28 protein-coding genes and 1 pseudogene are annotated in these 22,801 nt (G+C 39.3%); 10 read left to right on the top strand and 19 right to left on the bottom strand.

The features are described from left to right. Positions 1-122: 122 nt before the first annotated feature. Positions 123-1,844 (bottom strand): peptide ABC transporter substrate-binding protein, encoded by a 1,722-nt coding sequence (locus QT716_RS05285; protein WP_317935006.1) that lies wholly within the window; start codon positions 1,842-1,844, stop codon positions 123-125. Positions 1,845-2,087: 243 nt separating this feature from the next. Here QT716_RS05285 and QT716_RS05280 point away from each other — a divergent pair, with 243 nt between their 5' ends. The 3 genes from QT716_RS05280 (at position 2,088) to QT716_RS05270 (ending at position 3,514) form a co-directional block, all read left to right on the top strand. Then, positions 2,088-2,432: a DUF3899 domain-containing protein gene (locus QT716_RS05280; protein ID WP_317935005.1), complete on the top strand. Its 345-nt coding sequence runs from the start codon at positions 2,088-2,090 to the stop codon at positions 2,430-2,432. A 97-nt stretch (positions 2,433-2,529) separates the two neighbouring features. Further along, complete coding sequence (locus tag QT716_RS05275) at positions 2,530-3,051, top strand: DUF948 domain-containing protein (protein WP_317935003.1); 522 nt, start codon at positions 2,530-2,532, stop codon at positions 3,049-3,051. A 16-nt stretch (positions 3,052-3,067) separates the two neighbouring features. Then, positions 3,068-3,514: a DUF948 domain-containing protein gene (locus QT716_RS05270; protein ID WP_317935001.1), complete on the top strand. Its 447-nt coding sequence runs from the start codon at positions 3,068-3,070 to the stop codon at positions 3,512-3,514. Positions 3,515-3,642: 128 nt separating this feature from the next. Here the strand turns inward: QT716_RS05270 and QT716_RS05265 are convergent, their stop codons facing one another. Beyond that, positions 3,643-4,194 (bottom strand): DUF948 domain-containing protein, encoded by a 552-nt coding sequence (locus QT716_RS05265; RefSeq protein ID WP_317934999.1) that lies wholly within the window; start codon positions 4,192-4,194, stop codon positions 3,643-3,645. Positions 4,195-4,207: 13 nt separating this feature from the next. Further along, on the bottom strand, positions 4,208-4,630 hold the full coding sequence (locus tag QT716_RS05260) for a DUF948 domain-containing protein (protein WP_317934997.1): 423 nt from the start codon (positions 4,628-4,630) through the stop codon (positions 4,208-4,210). Positions 4,631-4,773: 143 nt separating this feature from the next. Between QT716_RS05260 and QT716_RS05255 the strand changes: the two genes are divergently transcribed. Continuing rightward, on the top strand, positions 4,774-5,115 hold the full coding sequence (locus QT716_RS05255; protein ID WP_317934994.1) for a CHY zinc finger protein: 342 nt from the start codon (positions 4,774-4,776) through the stop codon (positions 5,113-5,115). A gap of 13 nt (positions 5,116-5,128) precedes the next feature. Here the strand turns inward: QT716_RS05255 and QT716_RS05250 are convergent, their stop codons facing one another. From QT716_RS05250 to QT716_RS05230, 5 genes and pseudogenes are all read right to left on the bottom strand, one after another. Continuing rightward, positions 5,129-6,721, bottom strand: a complete 1,593-nt coding sequence (locus QT716_RS05250) for a fatty acyl-CoA synthetase (RefSeq protein WP_317934991.1) — start codon at positions 6,719-6,721, stop codon at positions 5,129-5,131. Between the two features lie 126 nt (positions 6,722-6,847). Continuing rightward, entirely contained in the window at positions 6,848-7,609 is a 762-nt protein-coding gene (locus tag QT716_RS05245) for a DUF3891 family protein (protein WP_317934990.1), read from the bottom strand. A gap of 286 nt (positions 7,610-7,895) precedes the next feature. Beyond that, on the bottom strand, positions 7,896-8,378 hold the full coding sequence (locus tag QT716_RS05240; RefSeq protein ID WP_317934989.1) for an MFS transporter: 483 nt from the start codon (positions 8,376-8,378) through the stop codon (positions 7,896-7,898). A gap of 53 nt (positions 8,379-8,431) precedes the next feature. Beyond that, positions 8,432-9,381: pseudogene (locus QT716_RS05235) on the bottom strand (MFS transporter). Positions 9,382-9,477: 96 nt separating this feature from the next. Further along, complete coding sequence (locus tag QT716_RS05230; protein WP_317934988.1) at positions 9,478-9,930, bottom strand: MarR family winged helix-turn-helix transcriptional regulator; 453 nt, start codon at positions 9,928-9,930, stop codon at positions 9,478-9,480. 189 nt (positions 9,931-10,119) lie between these two features. On the opposite strand from QT716_RS05230, the gene QT716_RS05225 reads away from it, so the two are divergent. After that, positions 10,120-10,941 (top strand): phytoene/squalene synthase family protein, encoded by an 822-nt coding sequence (locus tag QT716_RS05225; protein WP_317935361.1) that lies wholly within the window; start codon positions 10,120-10,122, stop codon positions 10,939-10,941. A gap of 601 nt (positions 10,942-11,542) precedes the next feature. On the opposite strand, the gene QT716_RS05220 is transcribed toward QT716_RS05225, so the two are convergent. The 4 genes from QT716_RS05220 to QT716_RS05205 form a co-directional block, all read right to left on the bottom strand. Then, positions 11,543-12,058 carry a P-loop NTPase family protein gene (locus tag QT716_RS05220; protein ID WP_317934986.1) on the bottom strand — a complete coding sequence of 172 codons (516 nt, stop codon included), beginning with the start codon at positions 12,056-12,058 and terminating at the stop codon, positions 11,543-11,545. A gap of 14 nt (positions 12,059-12,072) precedes the next feature. Further along, complete coding sequence (abc-f, locus tag QT716_RS05215; RefSeq protein WP_317934985.1) at positions 12,073-13,686, bottom strand: ribosomal protection-like ABC-F family protein; 1,614 nt, start codon at positions 13,684-13,686, stop codon at positions 12,073-12,075. An 86-nt stretch (positions 13,687-13,772) separates the two neighbouring features. Continuing rightward, complete coding sequence (locus tag QT716_RS05210; protein WP_317934983.1) at positions 13,773-13,913, bottom strand: RAxF-45 family protein; 141 nt, start codon at positions 13,911-13,913, stop codon at positions 13,773-13,775. 186 nt (positions 13,914-14,099) lie between these two features. Further along, entirely contained in the window at positions 14,100-14,546 is a 447-nt protein-coding gene (locus tag QT716_RS05205) for a GNAT family N-acetyltransferase (RefSeq protein WP_317934982.1), read from the bottom strand. 217 nt (positions 14,547-14,763) lie between these two features. Between QT716_RS05205 and QT716_RS05200 the strand changes: the two genes are divergently transcribed. Further along, positions 14,764-15,549 carry a DUF2268 domain-containing protein gene (locus QT716_RS05200; RefSeq protein ID WP_317934980.1) on the top strand — a complete coding sequence of 262 codons (786 nt, stop codon included), beginning with the start codon at positions 14,764-14,766 and terminating at the stop codon, positions 15,547-15,549. A 78-nt stretch (positions 15,550-15,627) separates the two neighbouring features. Here QT716_RS05200 and QT716_RS05195 read toward each other — a convergent pair whose 3' ends face one another. Continuing rightward, entirely contained in the window at positions 15,628-15,891 is a 264-nt protein-coding gene (locus tag QT716_RS05195) for a hypothetical protein (protein WP_317934978.1), read from the bottom strand. Between the two features lie 240 nt (positions 15,892-16,131). On the opposite strand from QT716_RS05195, the gene QT716_RS05190 reads away from it, so the two are divergent. Then, the gene (locus tag QT716_RS05190; RefSeq protein WP_317934976.1) at positions 16,132-16,350 is read left to right on the top strand and encodes a YjcZ family sporulation protein; all 219 of its coding nucleotides are present in this window, start codon (positions 16,132-16,134) and stop codon (positions 16,348-16,350) included. A 55-nt stretch (positions 16,351-16,405) separates the two neighbouring features. Here QT716_RS05190 and QT716_RS05185 read toward each other — a convergent pair whose 3' ends face one another. Beyond that, complete coding sequence (locus QT716_RS05185) at positions 16,406-16,699, bottom strand: hypothetical protein (protein ID WP_317934975.1); 294 nt, start codon at positions 16,697-16,699, stop codon at positions 16,406-16,408. A gap of 235 nt (positions 16,700-16,934) precedes the next feature. Here QT716_RS05185 and QT716_RS05180 point away from each other — a divergent pair, with 235 nt between their 5' ends. Next, positions 16,935-17,258 carry a PadR family transcriptional regulator gene (locus QT716_RS05180; RefSeq protein WP_317934974.1) on the top strand — a complete coding sequence of 108 codons (324 nt, stop codon included), beginning with the start codon at positions 16,935-16,937 and terminating at the stop codon, positions 17,256-17,258. Beyond that, the gene (locus tag QT716_RS05175) at positions 17,251-18,279 is read left to right on the top strand and encodes a DUF4097 family beta strand repeat-containing protein (protein ID WP_317934973.1); all 1,029 of its coding nucleotides are present in this window, start codon (positions 17,251-17,253) and stop codon (positions 18,277-18,279) included. Before QT716_RS05180 ends, QT716_RS05175 begins: the two co-directional genes overlap by 8 nt. Before the next feature lie 66 nt (positions 18,280-18,345). Here QT716_RS05175 and QT716_RS05170 read toward each other — a convergent pair whose 3' ends face one another. From QT716_RS05170 to QT716_RS05150, 5 genes are all read right to left on the bottom strand, one after another. Then, a complete protein-coding gene (locus QT716_RS05170) occupies positions 18,346-18,759 on the bottom strand; it encodes a VOC family protein (RefSeq protein ID WP_317934971.1) in 414 nt (137 codons plus the stop codon). An 84-nt stretch (positions 18,760-18,843) separates the two neighbouring features. Next, positions 18,844-19,161, bottom strand: a complete 318-nt coding sequence (locus tag QT716_RS05165) for a DUF3784 domain-containing protein (protein ID WP_317934969.1) — start codon at positions 19,159-19,161, stop codon at positions 18,844-18,846. Between the two features lie 18 nt (positions 19,162-19,179). After that, on the bottom strand, positions 19,180-19,779 hold the full coding sequence (locus QT716_RS05160; protein WP_317934968.1) for a hypothetical protein: 600 nt from the start codon (positions 19,777-19,779) through the stop codon (positions 19,180-19,182). Positions 19,780-19,836: 57 nt separating this feature from the next. Beyond that, on the bottom strand, positions 19,837-20,295 hold the full coding sequence (locus tag QT716_RS05155; protein ID WP_317934967.1) for a GNAT family N-acetyltransferase: 459 nt from the start codon (positions 20,293-20,295) through the stop codon (positions 19,837-19,839). Positions 20,296-20,307: 12 nt separating this feature from the next. Further along, complete coding sequence (locus tag QT716_RS05150; RefSeq protein ID WP_317934966.1) at positions 20,308-21,900, bottom strand: M3 family metallopeptidase; 1,593 nt, start codon at positions 21,898-21,900, stop codon at positions 20,308-20,310. A 215-nt stretch (positions 21,901-22,115) separates the two neighbouring features. Between QT716_RS05150 and QT716_RS05145 the strand changes: the two genes are divergently transcribed. Continuing rightward, entirely contained in the window at positions 22,116-22,541 is a 426-nt protein-coding gene (locus QT716_RS05145; RefSeq protein ID WP_317934965.1) for an RDD family protein, read from the top strand. Positions 22,542-22,801: the final 260 nt, after the last annotated feature.

Genomic DNA, 22,801 nt, shown 5'->3' with positions numbered 1-22,801 from the left:
GACGAGATGGTTTCTTTTCAAAATGAAAGCACTTACAAAACATTCACAAAACTCGCTATTATTAAAAAGAGAGTATATGGCGTTAACCCACCATATACTCCCGTTATTCAGCTGTCTATCGCTTACTCTTTACCTGAAATATAAGCCCACTTGAAGCTATAGTCAGCACCGAATGGGTGACTTACTAAACCTTTGAAGTATGGTTTTTCAAGGAAAATCAATCCACGTTGATAAATTGGTGCAATTGCTGCATCCTCATCAAGAAGGATTTTTTCAGCTTTAGCAAATGCTTCATAACGTTCTGCTGGCTTCAAAGCAAGATCTCCTTTTGAATCAGCAATCAACTTGTCATATTCTGGGTTAGAATAAGACATTAAGTTATTCGTTCCATCAGTAACGAACAAGTCAAGGAATGAAATTGGGTCTTGGAAGTCAGGTCCCCAACCAGAAACTTGAATATCATAGTCTTGGTTGCCGTCAAGCTCAAGACGAACTGCGAATGGTACTTCTTTAAGTTTGATAGTCAAACCTTCAAGATTCGTTTGAAGCTGAGACATGAAGTACTCGTCCATCTTTTTAGAAAGCTCTGTATCTCCACCTAAGATTTCAAGCTCAAGTGAATCCACACCTAACTCTTCTAAACCTTTTTTCCATAGTTCTTGTGCTTCTTCAACATTATATTCTAAGTGATCTCCACTAAGTTCACGGAAATCTTTCTCGTCTTTGTCGAATGCGAAGTCTTTAGGTACTAGGAAGTTTGCAGGGATAGAACCATTAGCTAGAACAACATCTGCAAGGTCTTCTTTTTGGAATGATTTTGCAATTGCTTTACGAATGTTTTCGTTTGCAAGCGGAGTTTTTTCTCCACCCTTTTCCTGGTTGAACTTGAAGTAGAATACAGATGTTTCAGCCTGTGTTACAGCTTCTGGATCAGTAGAATACTGCATTGCCAAGTCGCCAGATACTCCAGCGCGGTCAAGTTTTCCATCTTTGTAAAGTTTAACTGCAGTCGCTGAATCTTGTACTACGTTTACATTGATTTGTGTAAGCTTTACGTTTTCTGCATCCCAATACTCATCATTCTTCTTGTAAACCCAGCTTCCGCCAGTTCCGTCCCAGTCAGTAAGTGTGAATGGTCCGTTGTAAAGAAGGTTGTCAGAGTTAGTTGCGTATGCATCGCCTTTTTCAGTTACGAATTCTTCTTTTTGCGGGTAGAATGTTCCGAAAGACATTAATGATAAGAAATAAGGAACTGGACGCTCAAGCGTTACTTCCAAAGTCTTTTCATCTTTCGCTACGATTCCTAGTTCTTTCTTGTCCATTTTACCTTCACTGATAGCTGTAGCATTCTTAACTGTTCCAGACATCATGAATGGTCCGTAAGGTGATCCAGTTGCAGGATCAATTGCACGCTGCCAAGCAAATACGAAATCATCAGCAGTAACAGGTGTTCCATCTGACCATTTAGCATCGCGAAGTTTGAATGTGTAAGTAAGTCCATCTTCACTTTCTTCTGCTTCTTCTGCAGCCATAGCCGGTTCTGCAATGTTATCTTGGTTCAAACGATAAAGACCTTCGTTTACGTTGTTCAATACGTTGAAACCAACTGCATCCTCAACGATTGCTGAGTCAACAGATGGAATCGCAGCAGATTCTGATAGATTCAAGATCTGTTCAGCATCTGGCTCCCCATCTTCTTTTGCAGGAGTTTCTGTTGCATTGTCATCTTTACCTTCGTCTTTTGAAGCATCATCTTTTTTATCGTCCGTACCGCCACATGCAGCAAGGAAAATACTTAGTACTAATGTCATTGCCATTAGTAAAAACCACTTTGTGTTCTTCAAGGCCTAGCCCCCTTTTTATAATTGTCTGAAGAATTAACACTATTTCATTATACAATTAATTTCTCTTAAGTCAAAGTGTTTTTTCAAAGAAATTTAATTAGGTATAACCAACTGACGAGTATGAATTGTCCATGAATTGTGTCGGTAAGCGGTTTCTTCTATGTTTTTTCTTTGTTAAATTTGTCATAGTATTGTATTATACATAATAAATATAGAGAGTTTTAAGAAAAAGAGGTTTGAATTTTGAAAAAAATCACTGTGTTGTTTTTAGTTAGTCAATTTATTATTTTTATTCTATCATATCTTTCAAATGACGGAATAACCCTGCTAACGTACATTAATAATTCATTCTATGTAGGGGGCTTTTTACTTTTCACAGGAGGAATAGTCTATATCTTTCGCACAGGCTCATTTGATTTTTTTACTAGCAGCATGCGAAAAGTCATGTCTACGAAGAATACTAGGGATGCTTTTGACTCTATGCGTTCTCCTTCAGAAGTCTTTTCTATGAGTCCGAAAGTTCTTTTCCTCACAGGTATCCCAATTTATATCGTTATGTTTGTTGCGATGGCTATCTATTATAGTTGAACTTGCATGTAGCGAAGTGTTTATGCACAATGAAATAGTGGTACAACTAGGTAAGTGGGGTTAAATTGAAAAGAAAGTCAGAATGGAGTGTTGTGGAATGGAAATTCTCTTGTACGTCAGCGCAGCAATCGCAGCGTTATCACTTCTCCTCATCGCTATTTTCGTGATTACGACATTGAAAAGTGCGAAAGCGACGATGAACGAAGTGTCTGAGACTTTAACAAGTATGCAAGGCAAGCTGAACGGCATTACTGATCAAGCCAACGAACTGCTCGCAAACACTAATCGAATAACAGAAGATGTAGAGCGCAAAATGCAATCATTGAACAGTGTTGCGAAGACAGCAGAAAAATTGGATGATTCAACAGCCTATATGAACAAGTCATTTCAATCGTTGTCAGAGCAAATCAGTAATCCGGATCCTAAATACAAGGATCTTATGCAAAAAGCAAACACGATTACAGGAATTGCAGCAAGTATCTTCTTCCGAGCTAAGCGGGAAAAAGCAAAGCAGGCGAATTATTCTTCACAGGAACGATATCACAACCCTGCTTCACAAAATATGGATCTGCTCCCCTATCCACAAAAAAGGCTTCCTGAGCCTGGGCAGAAAAACTAACTTTGAGGTGATGTAGATGGATTGGTTAGGTATTGGTGTATTGGTCATCGGAGTCGCCTTCGCAGTTTTAGTTGTGGTTCTGATTAAACCACTTAAAAAACTTGGAGACGTAATGGAAAACTTGAAACAAACAACAGACAAGCTTCCTGCTGTTATGGATGATGTAACGGGACAAGCCCAACTTGTATTGAACACTAGTAATGAAACGATTGGTAACGTGAATCAGCAAGTAAACGAAGTTACTCCGCTTTTCAAGATCGTAGGAGACACAGGTGAAGCGGCTCGGTCGCTTACTCAATCTGCTTTACAAAAGTCGAATTCATTAAAAACGACGACAACAGACGCTGCAAACTTAACACGGCGTGAAAAGTATCAAGGACTTTATGGTTTCCTTTCTTTCCTGTTTTATCTTCAGCAAAACAAGAAAGAAGTTAAAGCCGAAGCCGAAGTTCTAAAAAAATAATTGAAAAGCCGGTGCTTATGCATCGGTTTTTTTATATAACTTTTATTGAGAGTACCCGTTCAATCTAACAGACATTTGTGATTTTCAACATAAAAAAGCGCTGACATATGCCAGCGCTTTCTAATTTCTTAACGATCTTCTTTTACATACTTTCCTGTTTTAGCAGCGACAGCAGCTTCTGCTTTCATTCGTTCAATGTCATTAGAACGTTGTTCGCCTTCACTCAGCAATGTTCCTGGTCGCGGGTAGCTCTCTGGACTTTTCATAGCTTTTTTCTTTCGTACTGCAAAATAACCAAGTGCCGCTGTTCCGTATATCCCGCCGATAGATTTGTTTCGGGTTTCTTCATCAACATGATCTACTTTACGTTTTGCGGCATCTGTAACATTTTGCACTGAAGAAGTTAAATTACGCGTTGTGTTTCCTACATCTCCTACAACTTGAAACATTGGTGTTAAGTTTTCAAGTTTCACGTTAACATCAGATAACGTATCATTTGAATGCCGTATTAATTGGCCCGTTTCACCTAAAATTCCATCTAACTGATCAGGCAGCTGGTCGAGTGTCTTATTTATACCACCTAGCGTGCCTGCGACTCCATTTAGAACACGAGCTAGGAAAATCGCTAAAATAAGAAACGCAATACCTATTAAGAGTACTCCAATTCCGCTTAAACTCATCGTCATCCCTCCATCACTTTGTTACTTTTTCAGCTTTTTTCCATGTAGAAAAAAGGCTAGCTGCAAACTCCGACACTTGAATCAGACCGACAAATGGTTTTGTACCTGGCAAATTCGGCTGCTGTGCGTAAGTTTCAACCATACTATGTACACTTTCTGTAGCGGTGTACGCAGTATCCCCCACATTTTTAGCTGTTTCTGCGATACTGTTTAACGCATCTAATTTCATTTGCACATCTGTAGTTGAAGTTCGCGCTTCAACAATTACTAGTTCGAGTTCGTTTAGGGAGACTCCAACTTTGTCTTCCATTCGTTTTGCTGTTTTTCCAACTGTCGTTAATAAGCCTGAAATACGCGTAAGAACAATGCATAAATAGATTGCGAAAATGGCAAACGATACGGCGAGTAAAAATACACCGATATGGACAAAAGCCATCCAAAATCACTCCTTCCTACTTGTGTATACCACAAAACCTTCTGCAGTATGCATCAAATTGACTTAATGTCCTTAAAATATTCACTCATTTTGTATACTTCCCTTTTTTAAAGTACACTAATGGAAAAGGAGTTGAAAGTATTATGAACATTAATGGACGTGTAGTGATTGGCGAGCAAGTCGATCTAGAAACAAGATGTGCTCATTTTCATAAGGATATCGACCGCATAGCTATTAAGTTTTATTGCTGCAATCAATATTTTCCTTGTTATCAATGTCATTCACAGCATGGATGTGGTCAGTTGAGAAGATGGCCGCAAACCCACTTTAATGAAAAAGCAATCCTTTGCGGCACATGTGGTTTCGAACTGTCCATCAATCAGTACTTAGGCTGCGCGTCAGAGTGCCCAAACTGTCAAAGCAGTTTCAATCCTGGCTGTAATGCACACACTCACTTATATTTTGAAGTGGATAGACATACATAAAATATAATAGCCCTTACTTTTCTCGTTCCGTATAATCTGTGCGCAAAGAACGTTTCAATACTTTTCCACTAGGGTTTTTGGGCAATTCTTCTGCAAAATACACATGCTTAGGTGTTTTAAAAGAGGAAAGCCGTGTTTTACAGAAGTCAATAACCTCTTGTTCCGTTACCAAATGACTTTCTTTTGTTACAATAATTGCGGTAACTGCTTCAATCCAATACGAATCCGGTATACTTATGACTGCAACCTCAGATACGGCTTCCATTTCATATATCACTTCTTCAACTTCACGGCTAGAAACATTGACGCCGCCCGTGTTGATCATATCTTTTTTTCGATCGACGATCGTGATATATCCTTCATCATCCATAATTCCTAAATCTCCACTATGAAACCAACCGCTACGAAAGGCTTCCGCTGTTTTTTCGGCATCATGCAAATATCCCTTCATCGCATGAGGGGTTCTGTGTACAATCTCCCCTAATTCCCCTCGCGGCACTTCTTCATCTTGATCATTTACAATTTTCGTTTGTACATTAAGGCTTGGCAACCCTGCAGATCCTAATTTCCTTAGCTGATCTTCAGGCTGTAAAGCGGTTGCAAGAGGTGCCACTTCAGTTTGACCATAAAAGTTCCAAAGAGATGCACCAGGCAGTCTTTCCTTTAACTCTTTCAAAATTTCCATCGGCATAATAGCTGCTCCATAGTAACACTTTTTCAATGATGACAAATCTCTTTTATCGAAATCGGGATGACGAAGAAGCGCTATCCAAACAGTAGGTGGGCAGAATAATAAAGTAGCACGTTCTTCCTCAATTATTTGAAGAATTTTTTCTGGGCTAGGCTGCTCTAATATAATACCTCTCGAACCCAAATAAATACTCGGTCCAAGAAAAACATGCAGCTGAGCACTGTGATAAAGCGGCAATGCATGAATTACAATGTCTTCATCGCTCATTTTACCATCAATAATCGAACTTACGTACTCACTAATCAGACTCTTATGACTTAACATGACGCCTTTTGGTCTTGACTCCGTGCCGCTGGTATAAAGGACGTGTACCACATCATCGTCATCAAGCTGAACATCAGGTGCGGAAAACGGTTGATTCTTTTGCAGATCATGGATATGCGTCCATCCATCCGATACTTCTTGACTGCAATCTCCCATAACGAATTTATAATCTACTTGGTGATGAGCAAGTGCCTGATCCATAATCGGTTGGAATTCCTCCGAAGAAAATACAGCACGAATTTTAGCATGCTCAAGAATATAGACAATCTCTTCTTCTGTTAACATATAATTTATGGGTACCATTACTGCACCTGTTCGAGCTAATGCAAAGTTAAGTACCACAAAATCCAAACTATTTCTAGATATTACCGTGACAAAATCACCTTTTGTTAGTGAACTGGCCAGTAGTCCTTGAGCTGTACGATTGACCAATGCATTAAGTTCTTCATACGTTATTCGTTGGTTTTTGTAAACGAGAGCATTCTTTTTTGGAAACCGCTCACTTGTACGCTGGAGTAGATCTCCTAATGTATTCCGCCGAACTTTCTGTGCGCTGTCAATAATTTCTGCCAAATTGAGTTGCTCCGTCATAAACATCCCCCTATCACTTTTTAAAACTAACTATAATGATAATTCAGATATCTATTTAAAACAAGAGAAGGAGTTATCCCTCAAGGCTTTTTAAGACCACTTTGAGATAACTCCTTCTCTGTTCTCTTATTCTTCTAAGAATCTCAACTTGACTTCTTCACTCTCTGTTTCCACGTATGCTCGGATTAATCCAACTTCTTGAATTTTGCTTTTTAGTACGTTTTTCTGTTTGTAGCAAATTTCAAATGATTCTTCAAAAGGAAATCCCTCTATATGAATCGTATTATGATCTGTAAAATGGATGTCCATTCTGTGAGTTGGTAATCCATTCAGGGCTTCCGGTGAAGGTATTCCATTCACGAAAAATGGATGTTCCTGACTTTTAGAAGCTCCGGGTTCATTCACACATACATACAGTGAAAAGTTATCTCCCAGTTGCAGCAATCCGTAATGTTGATGAAAGACTTTTTCATCAAAGCCAGGATAACTGCTTTTTAGTCGTGTTCTTCGCTTCTCTTCCTGTACAAGAAACTTTTTAGCATCCTCATTTTCACTTTCCAGCATGAATTGACAGTAGTGAAAGCTGCATAACATCGCAGCATAACTATCCATTTTTTCTACTTCGTCTAACCCTTGCGAGTATAACGAAAGCTTCCCCGGCAAGGGAAAGTCAGTAAAAAGATACGGTTTCTTTTTAGCATCATTCCAGAAGGGCTCTTTGTCAAAAGCTTCCCATCCAAGATCATGAAATTTAATGGCGGTTAAAACAGAATCACGCAGTCTTGAATCCGGAAATAATTCTTTTTTCCAATGCCTCATAATTTCTTCAGAAAGCTGCCCATGGTGATTTTGTTCAATTAGTACAAAAGAATCTATGCGTTCCCTCATGATCATTTTTAGCACATCCCCATTTCTGTAAACTAGTGAACGGATAAAGTTATACTTCAAAAACACTCTTCAGAAAGTAAAGTGTGTTCAAGTTATTTTCTCAATACTAAAGTTAGTTTACATCGAGTAAATTATCAATTCAATATTTCCCGCATAACTTGACAATTTAACTGCTCATTCTAACCGAATTCGTGTCAATTTGTCTTCCTTCATAAAAAACAGCTTAGCCGATTATGGAATCGACTAAGCTTATTATTAGCAGTTACTTTTCTATAGTCTTATTGTCCTACTTAAAATCGCTGGCAGACACTAGCGGGATAACCCTTAGGAAAATCGTCACCACCGCACCCAAAACCATAATACAAGCAGCAACAAAGAATGTAGTCGTTAATGCATCTGAAAACACATTCTTAATGGAGCTGATCAGCTGGGTGGCGATTGGTTGAATGTCATTCGGAAGGCTTGCTTTCAATTGTTCAAGTCTTGGAGTGTCCAGCAAAATTTTAGGATTCATGAGTTGACCGAGTTTTCCAGCCTCCTCAGGAGGTATATTCGCCAAAGTATCTTCTGCAGTGCCTGAGAACTGCGAGGTCATTTTCTTTGTCATAACTGAACTCATAATGGCTCCAAAAATACCAATGCCAACTGTATTTCCTAAAGATCTGAATGATTGAGAAGAAGCCGATGCTACACCCAATTGACGCAGGCTGACAGCATTTTGCACAGTTAACGAGAAGACCGGCATACTTAGCCCAAGTCCAATACCCACGATACACAAATACGTAATAAGTAACGCAATGGGTGTACTAATCGATATAAAGCTCAGTAAAAATATCCGATTGCCCCAATAGTTAACCCAATAATGGCTAAGCCTTTGTACTTCCCAGTTTTAGTCATGAAGCTCCCTGCAAAAGTGGTAGCAAATACCATTGTAATTGACATCGGCATCATAATGTAACCAGAGCCGCTTGGGGAAATTCCTTTTACACCTTGAATGAAGAATGGTGTATAGATCATAACCCCCATCATACCTGCTCCAAGCAAGAAGCCTGCGATATTTGACATCGTCACAATATCATTTTTGAAAAGTGACAATGGCAGTACTGGCGTTTTCACTTTACTCTCTGTAATGATGAAGGCAATTAATCCAACTGCGGTCATCCCGAAGAGCCCAATAATTTGCCAAGAACCCCAGGCGTATTTTCCAACTCCTTCTCCCGCTAAACTGAATGCGAGCAATAGCGCAACGATTGTCACTGTAAGGAAGAAAGAACCAAAGTAATCGATGGATTCTCCCTCTCTTCTAGGTACCTTTGGAAAAAGTTTAGCTATCAAAACAAAGGCTACTAGTCCAAGAGGTAGGAAAATCCAAAATACCCAATGCCAGTCGAGATGGTCTACAATATATCCGCCCATAAGGGGTCCCAGCACACTTGAAATACCAAAAATCCCACTATTGCACCCGTCCACTTTGCCCGTTCCCTAGGCAAATACAAATCTCCGACAGCTGTACATGCAGTGGACATAATCACACCGCCGCCAATACCTGTGATTCCTCTAAATACGATTAATTGGAATATAGTTGAAGAGAAACCAGACAGGAAGGCACCAAGCATAAAAATTCCGATACCTGCCAGTAGAAAAGGTTTTCTTCCGTATATATCAGATAACTTTCCAACCAAAATTGTCGCAACCGCCATCGTCAATACATAGATGGTAATGACCCATGTGTAATAATCCATGCCGCCAAGACGTGAAATGATGCGCGGCATAGCAACACCGATAATGGTTTGGTTAATTGCAGAGAAAAAACATTGCCATCATAATGGCGATCATAATCGTTACTTTTTCTTTTGCAGATAAATGAGTCATTCTTCATTCCCTTTCATCGTAGATATATTTTTTGCTGCTTGTTCAAACACTTCGATAACAAAAGGCATTTGTTCTTCAGTCAAATGACTGAATGCTTCGGACATCTTTGTCCTGCCAACCTCCCTTAACTCCTGCAACATGGTTCTTCCTTCATCCGTAATCGCTAAATAGACGATACGGCGATCTTTGTCATCACGGGTTCGTTTTACATAGCCATGATCAATCAATTTATCGGAAGTTGCAGTCACTGCACCCGCTGTAAGACCAAGGACAGTTGCAAGTTCAGACATTTTCATTGAACCTTTTCGTGAAAGTGTAAAAACCAGATGTGATTGGGATCCCGGTAACTGTTCCTCGAATATCTGTTTCCACATCTTCCCCATTTCACGTGTAACGCTCCAAAACAATTCTTCAAACTTTACAAAATCAGACGGGTTTTCTTGATTCATAGAATGCCTCCTAAAATATATCCTTCATCGATTAAATACTTTAATGATTGAAGTGTTAATCAGTATAAATTCCATTTGCTCCGTAGTCAAATGATAAAAACCGCTTATCAATGGAAAACGGTTGCAGTAAGCGGTATGATGGAAACATTAGAGACTACTACTTTGTTTTATGGAAAGAAGGATACCAACATGAATGATGCTACGTTACAAAAAGATGCGATGCGCGTTTTGAAAGCAACGAGCCGCACTTTTTACATACCGATAAAATTATTGAATCCCACTTTGCGCAAAACAGTCGGTTCTGCTTATCTATGCTTACGTGCAATCGATGAAATTGAAGATCACGAACAACTCGATCCAGTTAAAAAAACAGCATTACTTCGTGCAACTGCTGAACTTCTTCGGAATGGATTTACTGAAGAGGCTTACGCTGAATTGCTAAAACCTGTTGAAGGCCAATTACCCGAAGTCACACTGCGTTTAGCAGACTGGCTTTCTGTATGTCCACCTGATTTATATGAAAATGTCCGGAATGTCACGGCGATTATGGCGGATGGTATGGCGAAATGGGTAGAGAAAGACTTCCAAGTTGAAACAAAAGAAGACTTGGATGAGTATACGTATTATGTAGCTGGACTTGTTGGCGTCATGCTTTCAGATATTTGGGAGCAATACGATGGCACCGAAACAGATCGCAATCTTGCCATTGGCTATGGCCGCGGACTGCAAGCAGTCAATATGCTGCGGAATCAGGATGAAGACGCCGAACGTGGTGTTCAATTCCTTCCAGAAGGTTGGACGCGTGAAGACTTGTTCGACTACGCGCGGGAAAACTTGGCGATGGCGGATGAATACATGAAGTCCATTCAAACGAAAAATATTACGCTATTTTGCAAGATACCGCTAGCACTCGCGAAAAAGACTTTATCTGCCCTTGAAAAAGGAGAAGAGAAGATGAAACGCAACGAAGTGAATGAAACAGTGGATGAAATCTTAAAAGAAACCACATGAAAAAGAGCAGCTGTGGCTGCTCTTTTTTTATGTTTTGTGGCTGTGTGGATTGCTAGTTGTTTTAAAGCTGGGTCTGCTCATAAATTTGGAATTTAGATCAAAAATCTCCCATTCTACTCATAAATTCTCGAATGTGATCATAAATTACTCATTCCGCTCATAAACTTTCGAATGTGATTATAAATCCCTCATTCCGCTCATAAACTCTCGAATGTGATCATAAATTCCTCATTCCGCTCATAAACTTTCGAATGTGATTATAAATCCCTCATTCCGCTCATAAACTCTCGAATGTGATCATAAATTCCTCATTCCGCTCATAAACTCTCGAATGTGATCATAAATTCCTCATTCCGCTCATAAACTTTCGAATGTGATCATAAATCCCTCATTCCGCTCATAAACTCTCGAAGGTGATCATAAATCCCCAATTCCGCTCATAAACTCTCGAATGTGATCATAAATCCCTCATTCCGCTCATAAACTCTCGAATGTGATCATCAATCCCCGATTCCGCTCATAACCCTGCAATGTAATCATAAACCCCACTATTTACCACACTCACTTCACTTGGAAACTGCTCATGCAGTGCGCTAACTTTTCATGGAAATTCTTTTTGTAGATACTCTTGAATTTGCCGTCTAGAAAATAGTCGAATTACTTCTTTTCCTTCACGCTCATATCGGTTCATTCTATTCCGCATATTGAACTTACGTCGGTTATACGTAGTTACAATATATTTCAGGAATTCCCAATCCATTTTTTCAGGACAGCCCACGCCAAGTTCCGGTCTAGTCTGTTGATGAAAATTGATTCGTCTTTTGACTACCCGACCTAAACAAACCAAAAGAGGAAGTTCCAAATAGATAATCGTATCAGCATGCGCTTCTCGTAATGACAGGGTTTTTGAATAGTTTCCTTCAATTATCCATGCTCTTTGAACGCACACTTCCGCCTGTCGTTGTTGAAACACTTCCTCGCTAACCTCTTTCCAGCCTGGCTCGAAATACAACCTATCCAAATACGTGACGGGAAGCGTAAGCTTTGCTCCCAACTGACGAGCGAAAGTGGATTTGCCTACACCAGCAGAAACACCCAACACGACAATCCGCTGCATCAGTACCTCCTCATTCAAAGTTCAGTTTGTTTTCGTTCAGCAAACTCAAAGTCTCCATCGTGAACGGTAAGTGTTTTTTTATCAATCCAAGCAATTTTTAAAAATAGCTTCTGCAGAAAGTAACGATCGTGACTTACCGCGATGATGGTACCCTCGAAATTTTCTAGAACGTCTTCTAGAACTTCTCGACTTTCAATATCCAAATGATTCGTTGGCTCATCTAAAAGTAGTAAATTAACATTCTGCTGCATCAGCTGTGCGAGTCTAAGTCGCATCTTTTCTCCGCCGCTTAAATCTTTTATTTTCTTAAAAACCTCATGTCCGTAAAACAAAAACTGTGCAAGTACATGGCGCGCTTCGGGTTCTGGCATTGCTATTTCATCCCGAAAGGCATCAATAAGTCGCATTTCATTATTCAATGTATCGAATTGTTGAGCCAAGTACCCTATATTAACATTACTTCCAATATGAATTCGTCCATTCGTAGGAATTTCTTGATTCATTATCAATTTTAAAAGCGTGGACTTACCAGTTCCGTTATCTCCAACAATCGCTATGCGATCCTGCCAAAAAACAGACATTGAAACCCTGTCAAAAAGTGTTGGGTCTGATGATGAAAAACGATGACTAAGCTGTTCAAGCCGAACCACTTCTTTTCCACTCCGTTCACCTGCTTCCAAACTCAATCGCATCGCCTTCTCTGTTTTAGGCCTTTTAACGACTTCGATTCTTGTTAGCATTTTCTCCATGGACTTCGCCTTGCGATATAAATCAGGATTAGGCGGGGATGCTTCATTCGCCCATTGGCGCAGCCGTCTGATCGCATCTTTAATCTTTTTAATTTTCTTTTGCTGTTCTTTATACTCTGAAAACTGCTGTTCTAATTTTGCTTCCCGATTAGATAAGAATGCATCATAATTTCCATGACTAACCCAACATTGACCGTCCTCTAACTCAATCACTTTATGAACAACGCGGTTCATGAATTGGCGGTCGTGTGAAACTAGAATAACGATACCTTGGAACTGTTGGATGTGTTGCTCTAGCCATTGAATGGCTGATAAGTCCAGATGATTTGTCGGTTCATCCAAAAGAAGAATATCTGGATTTTCCAACAAGATCTGCCCCAACATCACTTTAGTTTTCTCACCCCCACTTAACTCTTTGAACTTTTGAGGTAAGAATTGGGTAATTCCTAATCCATTTGCGATACTAGCGAGTCTAGATTCCATTTCATATCCGCCAAGTTCCATGAATGACTCCTGCAGTTCCCCGTATTGACTAAGGACCCTTTCAGAAACTTCAGCAGCCATACATAATTCAAGTTCTTTCATGCGCTTTTCAATAGTTAATAACTCATCGAATGCTTCTAATAGCACTTCTTTGACAAGGAGATCAGGGTAAGAAGGAATTTGATGTAAGTATCCAATTTTACTGTCTTTTGATTGAATCACGCGACCTTCATCTGGAAATTCAATTCGCGCAAGCAAACTCAATAATGTCGTTTTCCCGCATCCATTTCGACCAACGAGTGCAACGTGTTCACCCGATTTCACGTCCATTGTTAACTGTTCAAGTATAGTGGTGCCGCCCAGCGATTTTGTAAGGTTTTCCGCTTTAATATGCATAGTAAGTGCCTCCAAGAGCGCACTGATTTCAGGCAAACAAAAAAGACTACCTGTTAACAAGCAGTCTTTTCGCAAAAAGAATGAAGTTAATCAGTTACGCATAGATTTTTTGGTTTTCTAAAAAAGGACAGACTTATCCCGTTCTCCAAAAAATCGAAAGTGATGACACGTGCAAAATATGTAGCTATATCTACTTGTACACCTGTCAGCGCAACTGTATTATTCATTCTTTCCACCTCCGTTCGTAATAGTTACTATCATAGTAACATTCCATTGATTGACTTGCAAGAAAACTTCGAAACACAAACTTGAATTTTCACCCATTGGTAAAACTTAATCTGCAAAGTTAAATACACACCTTCAAGTCATAGCTTTCAGTATTCATCTTGAATAGCCTTATTCATTAGTAATAACTACTGAGTATCCAACTTTAATTCCATCAACGTACTTACTTCAGAAAATCCTAAATCCCCGTATAGATTCTTTGCGTGATTTCCATTAAATACATTTAACTGTACCGAGTGATACTGTTCGATTTTGAACCTCCTGATTGCTTCCATGCAAAGGTACCGACCTATTCCAGTATTTCGGTGTTCGGGTAATACATAGAGCTCTGATATGAAACCTTTTGATTCATCTATATATATATCACGGATTTCCCCTATCCCGATCCAACCTTGGATTTTTTCATCTTCCAAACAAACTAGGTAATCGAAATCACCATAAAAAAATGGAGCAAGCGGTGTGAGCTCGCTATCCTTTTTCGGATCTAGATATCCTGCAGTCGCTTCAGACATGACAGTCTTCCAATGTGTCAAAATCTCTAAAATCTCTTTATCTTCAGCCATCCGGATTTCCACTACATTCCTCCATCTCATCTATTTGTGCCTTTATAAGTCCTGAGCAACAAAACATCTGAACTAACCTAATCTATGTTATTCAAACGACCTGACTCCTTCTCTTACTATAGATATGCAAGTTTCTGTTGAAATGAAAACAGGTACGCAGTTCAAAGTATCTTAGTTAGGTGTCCTCAAGTTAAAAGCTGCATACGATAGCAGTAAGAGGAGTGTTGTGATGCCTGTTATTGACACGGATCATTGGTTAATGGACTTCTATCAGGTTCCCATTGAATTGTGTAATAAAATGAAACCCTTATTCCCTGACGTTTCTTCAAAGGATATATTGGATTACTTTCGGATGCACGGGATGTATCAAAAGTCATCGCATAGCGGCCGAGAAGTTGTCCGAACTATGGAACAAAGTAATATTTGGTCAATTGTGGACCAGGAACACAAAGCCCTAAAAAAGAAATGGAAAGGTCCAGACGTTCCCATTGTGATATTGCCCTCGAATACAGCAAATCAGAAGTTAATGACTGAAACTAAAGGGAAAGCAGGATTAGCATTTTCGGATAAACTAATTCTTTTTGTTCCTGCAACGATTTCCGAACATGAACTAAAAGCGTTACTCATTCATGAATACAATCATGTTTGCAGATTATGGCACCTGCAAAAAGATGAACAGTTGTTTACATTGCTCGATTCAATTATTCTGGAAGGTCTAGCTGAACATGCGGTACGTGAACGTTTGGGAACGGCTTTCATTTCGAACTGGACAAATTTTTATTCCAACGAACAGATTAATAGGATCTGGAACAAAGTTATTTTACCTGACCGAAAGCTGAATAGATCCCATCCCCTGCACAATCAACTTTTATACGGGTGGAATAAGTTCCCTAAAATGGCTGGTTATTGCGTTGGTTATTATTTGGTAGAAAATTATTTGCGGGAGAAAAAGATAGGTATAGTCGATATTTTAGGCGAAGAATCAGAAGTCATTGCAAACCTTTCTTATTCGTAAAGCTGATATCAAAAAAGAAGGAGGTACTTATTGAATAAGTACCTGGCACACCCTTTAAATCCATCGTTCCTCAACACACTAAATAAAGAACGGGAGTAGCACAAGTGTCGCGATTGCCCCTAATGCTATTCCAAAACCAAATCCTCTCCCTCGATAGCTGTAACCTCCAAAACCGTAGCCGAATCCTCCCAAGTTCCTTCCGCTATTCATGGGCCGCAAATACACTTGCCGATTATCCACATGCTGGATAATTCCGCGATGTTCCCTGCCATCTTTTGTTCGGATCATAACCGCTTTACCTCGATGTCGGCTGCACGTCTGAAACATGTTTCCATTTGCCATTAATATCCCCCCAATCGTGGTCATCCTCTAGCAGTATATGAAAGTAAAGATGGATCGGCAGGGACAACACGCAAAATATCAGGAACTGTGTGAACGTCCAGGTCACTTACCAATTGCCCGCATACTCTACTTACATAGGCAACTTGGAGGTGGGGAAAATCGAGTTTAAACTCGTTAACTCTTAACAGCTTATGATTATGTTCGACAGAGAGATTCTAATAGTTCGGGGAGGTGAAAAGTATGGGTTATGGATGTGATCCTTGCTGGAATGGACATGGGGGTTACGGAGGACATGGCGGTCATGGTGGATGTTGCGAACAAGGCGGATATGGCCGTGGTCAAGGTAATGGGCGCGGTTTTGCACTTCTCGTAGTTCTCTTCATTCTACTAATTATCATTGGTGCTTCTTACGTATCAAATGGAAACGACAATTGTCATCACCACAAAAAAGATTGCTAATTTTAACACAGGCTGGGTTCCCTTATACATAAGGGAACTCAGCCTATTCAATTAGTTATCGATTACTACCAGAAGTCTCATCCTGTTTTTTCTTCCTCTTCACAAATAGGATGGTTTCAACTAGTAATGCGATGATTCCCAACCCAGAAAATAAAAATCCAAGCGCCCAAAATAGAAATAATATATAACCTATACCCGGCAAGTACACGATTGCAAATGATAACAAAGCAATTAAAAAACTTGAAAAAGTTACTTTAAATCGATGCGCCGCATTTTTGAAGATGAATAGTAAGACAAACAAAACAATAACACCTAAAAATACTATTCCCTTTAATCCCTCACTTGCCATAATGTGCCCCCATTCCGATGAAATACAATGGTTGAATTACTTTTTTACGTAAAACGTCTATCCATTGTTTCATTATTTAACAGAAATAGGTATACCTACACAGACAATATGTATTTCACGAAGTATTCTAAAATCAGTACCTTGCATTAAACACTACTGAGTGATATAGTATCCATAAGGTATTTTTTTAAATCAGTACTATACTATGAATAGTAGTGGAGGAGGTGGAATACTTGTGAACATCCAATTTAAGAAAGGTGTTCTAAACCTGTGTGTACTAGTTCTTCTAGACAAACAAGATCGGTACGGTTATGAATTGGTACAAAAGATCTCCAATCAAATCTCCATTTCTGAGGGTTCAGTCTATCCCCTCTTACGCCGGTTAACAAAGGAAGGCTATTTTACGACGTACTTAAAAGAATCCACAGAAGGTCCGCCTCGTAAATATTACGCACTAACAGATTCAGGCCGTGAGTATCTTCATGAACAGCTGAAGGAGTGGCAGCATTTTTCACAAGGCGTGAACACACTAATTAAGGAGGGGTTTAATAATGACTGAAAACCAATACATTACTGAACTTGAAAGTTTGCTGAGCCGGCTTCCATTTGAAGAGCGGCAGGACATTATTCAGGACATACGGGAATACTTTGGTGACGGGCGTAAAGATGGGAAGTCAGATAGCGAGATTACAGCTTCCCTTGGGTCCCCTCTTTCCATTGCCAATGATCTGATAGATTCCAATCCTGCGCCGACAGAAGTCCTTAAACCGGATGCTTCTACTGAAATCATCCGGATCCCTGATGATTCCTTTAAAGATATTGCCATTGATGTTCAATACGGTGCACTGATCCTATTACCTTCTGAAGACCATATAACAACAGTGGAGTTGTCAGGCACCAATGACAAGTTAAAATTGTCTGCTGAGGTAAAAGGCAACCTCCTTGTTATTAAAGTAAAAAGCCTGCGTCCACGATTTATGATGTTCAGTTTTCCAATGAAAAATGTTACGTTAAAGGTTTCGATTCCTAAAAAGTTGTATGATTCCATTTCACTTAAAACGGACAACGGTAAAATTTGCGCTGAAAAGCTGCTGAGTCAATCACTCCGAGTAAAATCCGACAATGGACGAATTCAATTACGAGAAATCGCAACTCGACTATTGGAATCAAAAACGGACAACGGACGCATTGACGTTACGAATACACAATCTGACCGCATTATCGCAAAAACGGATAATGGCCGGATCGAAATGCATCATGTGGAAGCAGATGGAATTGCAGTGGAAACGGACAATGGTCGTATTGAGCTCAGCAACGTGAACGGAAACATTGTGGGCGAAACGGATAACGGCCGTATTACACTGCTGACCAATAGCTTGGATCGTAATATTGATATGCAAACTGACAATGGCAGCATCTTAATACAATCTGAAGAAAAGCCGACAAATGTTACCATTCAAACAAAAACTGCTCACGGTCGAGTAGACGTCTTCGGCGAAAACAACTCTCGAACCGCATTTGGAGCAGGTGAACATATAATCCGATTAAGATCAGATAATGGACGAATAACTGTTCAATAACTAGACATTGTAAAAAGAAAACAGAGACTTTCCATCTCTGTTTTTTTGTTTGCAAAGATTATGGAGTTAATCCCCAGGGTAACTGCATAGCTCAAACAATGTCCCCTCGGTTGAAGCAGGATTTAAATAGATAAGTCTCCGTCCCCTGGCATTCGTTCGCAACGTATCTTCTAAAAAGCGGATTCCTTTATCTCTCGCATCTTGGATTGCCTGGTCCAAATCCTCGACTCGATATGCGATATGGTGAACCCCTTTACCTTTTTGTCTTATAAACCTGGCAATCGGTGACTCTCTATTTGTTGGTTCAAGTAATTCAAATGTTTGTCCATGCGTTTGGACAACAGCAACGTGGACTTCAACACCAGGCACATCACTTGTATACTGATCTTCCAACGTCCCTTTCAAAACATTAATATAAAAAGGCAGTGCGTCTTCAATGCTTCTGACAGCAATCCCGATATGGTCGACCTCATAGTTCATCGTCTTCCTCCTTCTGGATACATCATTCATGTGAACCCAAAACCAGTTTACGTAAGTAATCCTTTCTCATTCAAAGTCACTCAATCATAACGATGACTTTTGAAATCTCTTGCCGGTATTCATATAAACGATCATAAATACAACGATACCAAGGAATACTACCAAACCTACGTAAAATAGGATAGGCATGCCGAATAAGTCACTTAATCCCCAAATAATCATACTGAAGGTAAGTGCAAACATCGACTTGCCCATAAATTTACACAAGCGAACTGTATCATACTTCTCTTTTTCTTCATCTGGCATCGTGTTATATCCAGCGATCAAGAATTCTCCCTTACCATTCATAAATAGAATTGCCAATCCTAGAAACAAAACGATAAGCACGATTAGTATAATCATTTGTTTCCTCTCCTTACCCTACTTCTTGAACTGAACCTTCAAAACATACACGAGGTCATATTGAGCCAACTCTTCTACATTCGCTTCAGGATCTTCATAATAGCTGGAAGTGATTGTACTCAGCCCTGCGTCGTTCTTTGAGAAGCAGATGGTCGCTATTACATTCTCTTCATTAAGGGGGTTCAGCTCTCCAGAAAAAGTACTCGCAGTAGATGCCATTTCTTCGAATTTCTCAGGCTGTTCATCTGAGTTTTGTACAGAGCCGCTGCCGTCTTTACTTATAACTCCTAGATTCAAAACTGATTGGTCAAACCCAGGTATAGGTCTTTGCAATGTAAAAAGAATCGTACCGTCTTTTTCCACAGGAGTGATAAATGAAGAAATTGGATCATGAGCGAATTTCCCGTCTTCATACTTCTCTACCCACACACTTACTTCTTTAAATTCCTTATCAACATCATAATCGAACATGAACGCATTGTCTGTATTCATTGATAGAAGCGCTTGTTCTCGATTCGTTAAATCAGAAACAGTGATTGTATTGGTTTCAGCATTTATACTTGAACACCCGCTAATAACCAACAGTATAGCAAATAAGAGGACTAGGTTTTTCCTCACAATAAATTTCACTCCTTTGAATACATACATATATTTATTTTTTGGTCTTTCCTATTATCATTTGTTTAACTTTAGTTCTAATTTTATGCGATCTCTGCACTGTATACCATTTTCGAAAATTGCTCCTGAATAATGAATCAGGAAATAGTCTGGATCTACACCAACGATTCTAAAACCACACTTTTGATAAAGTGCCAATTGACCAATGCTTGAATTACCTGTGGCGACTTGTAGTGTGCTGAAGCCTTTATATTTAGCCACCTTAATAGCATCTAACACTAACTGCTTACCAATTCCTCTTTCTTGAAAATCTTCAGCTACCGCTACATTGACTAACTCTAGACGATTGACACTTGCTTGCATCAATACATAAACTCCTATAGTCTTCGATTCACTTTCTGCGATAAAACAATCGCCTGCATCGCAATATTTTTCAATCATTTCAACCGATGGATCTGCAAGTAGCAGCAAATCCATAGGAAGTTGCTCATCCAACCTAAGTTTTCGTATCTTCATAAAAAATCACCCTTAACTTTTAATATTCCACCCAACACAAAACTGGTTGACAAAATGCGTAGGATCTAAACCAGTGCCCGTCGCGTTTTCAATCAATTCATTCCATTGAAAAGATGCCCCATCCTTAAATATATGGTCTTTAAAATACTCTCCAACCTTTATAGTGAAAATATCCGAAGAAATAGTAGTAACGATATGATGATGAAGTTGCGACGCTACTAATTCCCCCAGCAAATAGTCCTGATAGGTTACAGGCGCTAAAGAGAAATGCATTTTCGATGCCCAATCTGGATAATCCGTTCTTTCCGGAGGATTTATGAATTGAATTTCTTCAGCTAACTTCCACCATAATCCATTCAAGTCCTGATTTGGATTTTGGTACAATTCCCTTTCGAAAGTGGCGAATGTGATCACCCATCTCGCAAATACTAACAGTTGTCGCTGCAACAGCTGATTCATGGCGGTATCCTGTTCCTTTTGTTCCACACCTAGAAAGCGACTTTGCCACTGAGACATTTTAGTCATGCGGCCGAAGAATAATGCAATCGCTTCCGTAGTGATTGAATGTGAATGACTTCGCAGAAGGAATGGCAACCCCTTGTCGATATTTTTGAAATAGGAAGCATGACCGAGCTCATGCAGAAGTGCAGTCGTCCAAAAAACACTTTCATCTATATTGACTAAAATCCGAACATCACCTTGTCTATCGATATTTGTACAGAACCCGAATGGATTTTTATTCTCACGTGGATACAAATCACTTTCTTTGAGAATATCATCAATGTTTAGTCCCACCGCTTCAAATGTTGCTGAAGCGACTTCCTCAATATTCTTTCCTGTGAAATGTTTGTCTATGTCTATAGTCTGTTTAGCGGGTGCTTCCTGAAAAAAAGGATCTGCATAATGCCAAGGACGGAGATCCTTTACATCGATATTCATTTTTTGTGCTAGTTCGTTGTCGATTTCTTTTTTAACTTTACGGAATGGTTCATCTGAAACCTTCTTGAGACGTTCAAATATCAAAAATACATCAGCGTCTTTTAGATCTTGAACATCCAAGTTCATCTGATAAAAATCTGAGTAACCTAGTGCGCGTGCATTCTCATTTCTGATATGCACTAGTTGAAGTAGTTTCTCTTCGATTTCCACTCCAACTTGCTTGCTGGATAGCCATGCTTCTTTCCGTACTTCGCTATCTTCACTTTTTTTCAAAATGTTCAGTATCTTATTATTGGTACATTTCTTTCCGTGTAAAAGAGGTCGGAAAGTATTGAATTTGCTCGATAGTTCTTTTTCCAAAGCAACCGTTTCCTGTACTAGTTTTTCATCAAGCTGATTGGGCAGCATTTTACTATATAGGTCATCCAGTTGGCGCTGTTCAAGTCTTGTAAGGTACGTTTCCTTTCTAAACTGAATGACTTTTGCAAAGTCCTCTTTTTCTGAAAAGTTTCTATGATAAGCAGTTAGCGACTTCTCATGTAACTCTTCCCACTGTTTTTCACCCGTTGTAGCCGCCATCCAATTTTGTAAGACAACCGGCTTGTAAACAGCTTCAAAACGTTGATTCTGTTCAGCCAAAAATGTACTTAACTTTTCATTCATCATCTATAGGGGCCCCCTGTTACCAGTTTAAAGGTCATGACTTCTATTCTTTACTTCTATTGTTCAAAAAAGTTTCGCTATCTATCTTCCATTGAATTACAGTATAATTCTAATAACTCAATCTAAACCAATATTATCCTTATCCCAATTCTAGCAGAGTATTAAGATAGCACAATTCTTTAATGTTGAAATGAAAAACACTGTCAGTAAAGAAAGGATTGAATGAATTGATTCAAGAGAATCATGCTGGACTCGGTATCAGAGTCCTCGCCAGTTTTTTGGATTTCTTAGTATTGTCTATTATCGTGGCTTCATTTACGTTTATAATCAAAGGTTCGTTTTCGTTGAGCTTTGCAAATGGAGTTGCGTGGCAATCTATATACACGCTTTATTTAATGGTAGTCCCCATTGTTTGGAGCGGCTATATCATTGGAAAAAGATTGTGCAATATCCAAGTAAAGCGAATGGATCATGGAAATGTAACACTATCTAATATGTTCATGAGGGAAATCGTAGGATACTATTTAATTGGTTCACTAACCCTCGGGATTTCAATAGTGGTTAGTGCAGGTATGATCTTATTTCGAGAAGACAAACGAAGTATTCATGATTTAGTTGGGGGTACTTATGTTGCGAGGAATTGAATGGTAAATGTCTTGATAAGACAACATATAATTCGAAAGAGAACATTCTAGTCATTTCCTAGAAAGTTCTTTTTTGTTTCCTATTCAATCATTAATCGAACAGAAACAGTTTCAATTGTAACTGTTCCCTAATCCGTTGTAAACGTTAAACTAGAGACAACAGTTTTCAACAAATAAGATTCAACAGTTTTCCATCATAAATCTACTTTCTATATACTGTAGGCAGTCTATAGAAAGAGAGGAATAGGATGTGGAAAAGT

Source organism: Sporosarcina aquimarina (assembly GCF_033253705.1).
In the GTDB taxonomy this organism is placed as follows: domain Bacteria; phylum Bacillota; class Bacilli; order Bacillales_A; family Planococcaceae; genus Sporosarcina; species Sporosarcina aquimarina.
This window is presented reverse-complemented; position numbering and strand designations above follow the sequence as displayed.

Coding starts and splice junctions, on each gene's coding strand:
- QT716_RS05275 (WP_317935003.1), top strand. CDS start 2,530: ATGGAAATTCTCTTGTACGTCAGCGCAGCAATCGCAGCGTTATCACTT.
- QT716_RS05270 (WP_317935001.1), top strand. CDS start 3,068: ATGGATTGGTTAGGTATTGGTGTATTGGTCATCGGAGTCGCCTTCGCA.
- QT716_RS05265 (WP_317934999.1), bottom strand. CDS start 4,194: ATGAGTTTAAGCGGAATTGGAGTACTCTTAATAGGTATTGCGTTTCTT.
- QT716_RS05260 (WP_317934997.1), bottom strand. CDS start 4,630: ATGGCTTTTGTCCATATCGGTGTATTTTTACTCGCCGTATCGTTTGCC.
- QT716_RS05255 (WP_317934994.1), top strand. CDS start 4,774: ATGAACATTAATGGACGTGTAGTGATTGGCGAGCAAGTCGATCTAGAA.
- QT716_RS05250 (WP_317934991.1), bottom strand. CDS start 6,721: ATGACGGAGCAACTCAATTTGGCAGAAATTATTGACAGCGCACAGAAA.
- QT716_RS05245 (WP_317934990.1), bottom strand. CDS start 7,609: ATGAGGGAACGCATAGATTCTTTTGTACTAATTGAACAAAATCACCAT.
- QT716_RS05230 (WP_317934988.1), bottom strand. CDS start 9,930: ATGAATCAAGAAAACCCGTCTGATTTTGTAAAGTTTGAAGAATTGTTT.
- QT716_RS05225 (WP_317935361.1), top strand. CDS start 10,120: ATGAATGATGCTACGTTACAAAAAGATGCGATGCGCGTTTTGAAAGCA.
- QT716_RS05220 (WP_317934986.1), bottom strand. CDS start 12,058: ATGCAGCGGATTGTCGTGTTGGGTGTTTCTGCTGGTGTAGGCAAATCC.
- abc-f (WP_317934985.1), bottom strand. CDS start 13,686: ATGCATATTAAAGCGGAAAACCTTACAAAATCGCTGGGCGGCACCACT.
- QT716_RS05210 (WP_317934983.1), bottom strand. CDS start 13,913: ATGAATAATACAGTTGCGCTGACAGGTGTACAAGTAGATATAGCTACA.
- QT716_RS05200 (WP_317934980.1), top strand. CDS start 14,764: ATGCCTGTTATTGACACGGATCATTGGTTAATGGACTTCTATCAGGTT.
- QT716_RS05195 (WP_317934978.1), bottom strand. CDS start 15,891: ATGGCAAATGGAAACATGTTTCAGACGTGCAGCCGACATCGAGGTAAA.
- QT716_RS05190 (WP_317934976.1), top strand. CDS start 16,132: ATGGGTTATGGATGTGATCCTTGCTGGAATGGACATGGGGGTTACGGA.
- QT716_RS05185 (WP_317934975.1), bottom strand. CDS start 16,699: ATGGCAAGTGAGGGATTAAAGGGAATAGTATTTTTAGGTGTTATTGTT.
- QT716_RS05175 (WP_317934973.1), top strand. CDS start 17,251: ATGACTGAAAACCAATACATTACTGAACTTGAAAGTTTGCTGAGCCGG.
- QT716_RS05170 (WP_317934971.1), bottom strand. CDS start 18,759: ATGAACTATGAGGTCGACCATATCGGGATTGCTGTCAGAAGCATTGAA.
- QT716_RS05165 (WP_317934969.1), bottom strand. CDS start 19,161: ATGATTATACTAATCGTGCTTATCGTTTTGTTTCTAGGATTGGCAATT.
- QT716_RS05155 (WP_317934967.1), bottom strand. CDS start 20,295: ATGAAGATACGAAAACTTAGGTTGGATGAGCAACTTCCTATGGATTTG.
- QT716_RS05150 (WP_317934966.1), bottom strand. CDS start 21,900: ATGATGAATGAAAAGTTAAGTACATTTTTGGCTGAACAGAATCAACGT.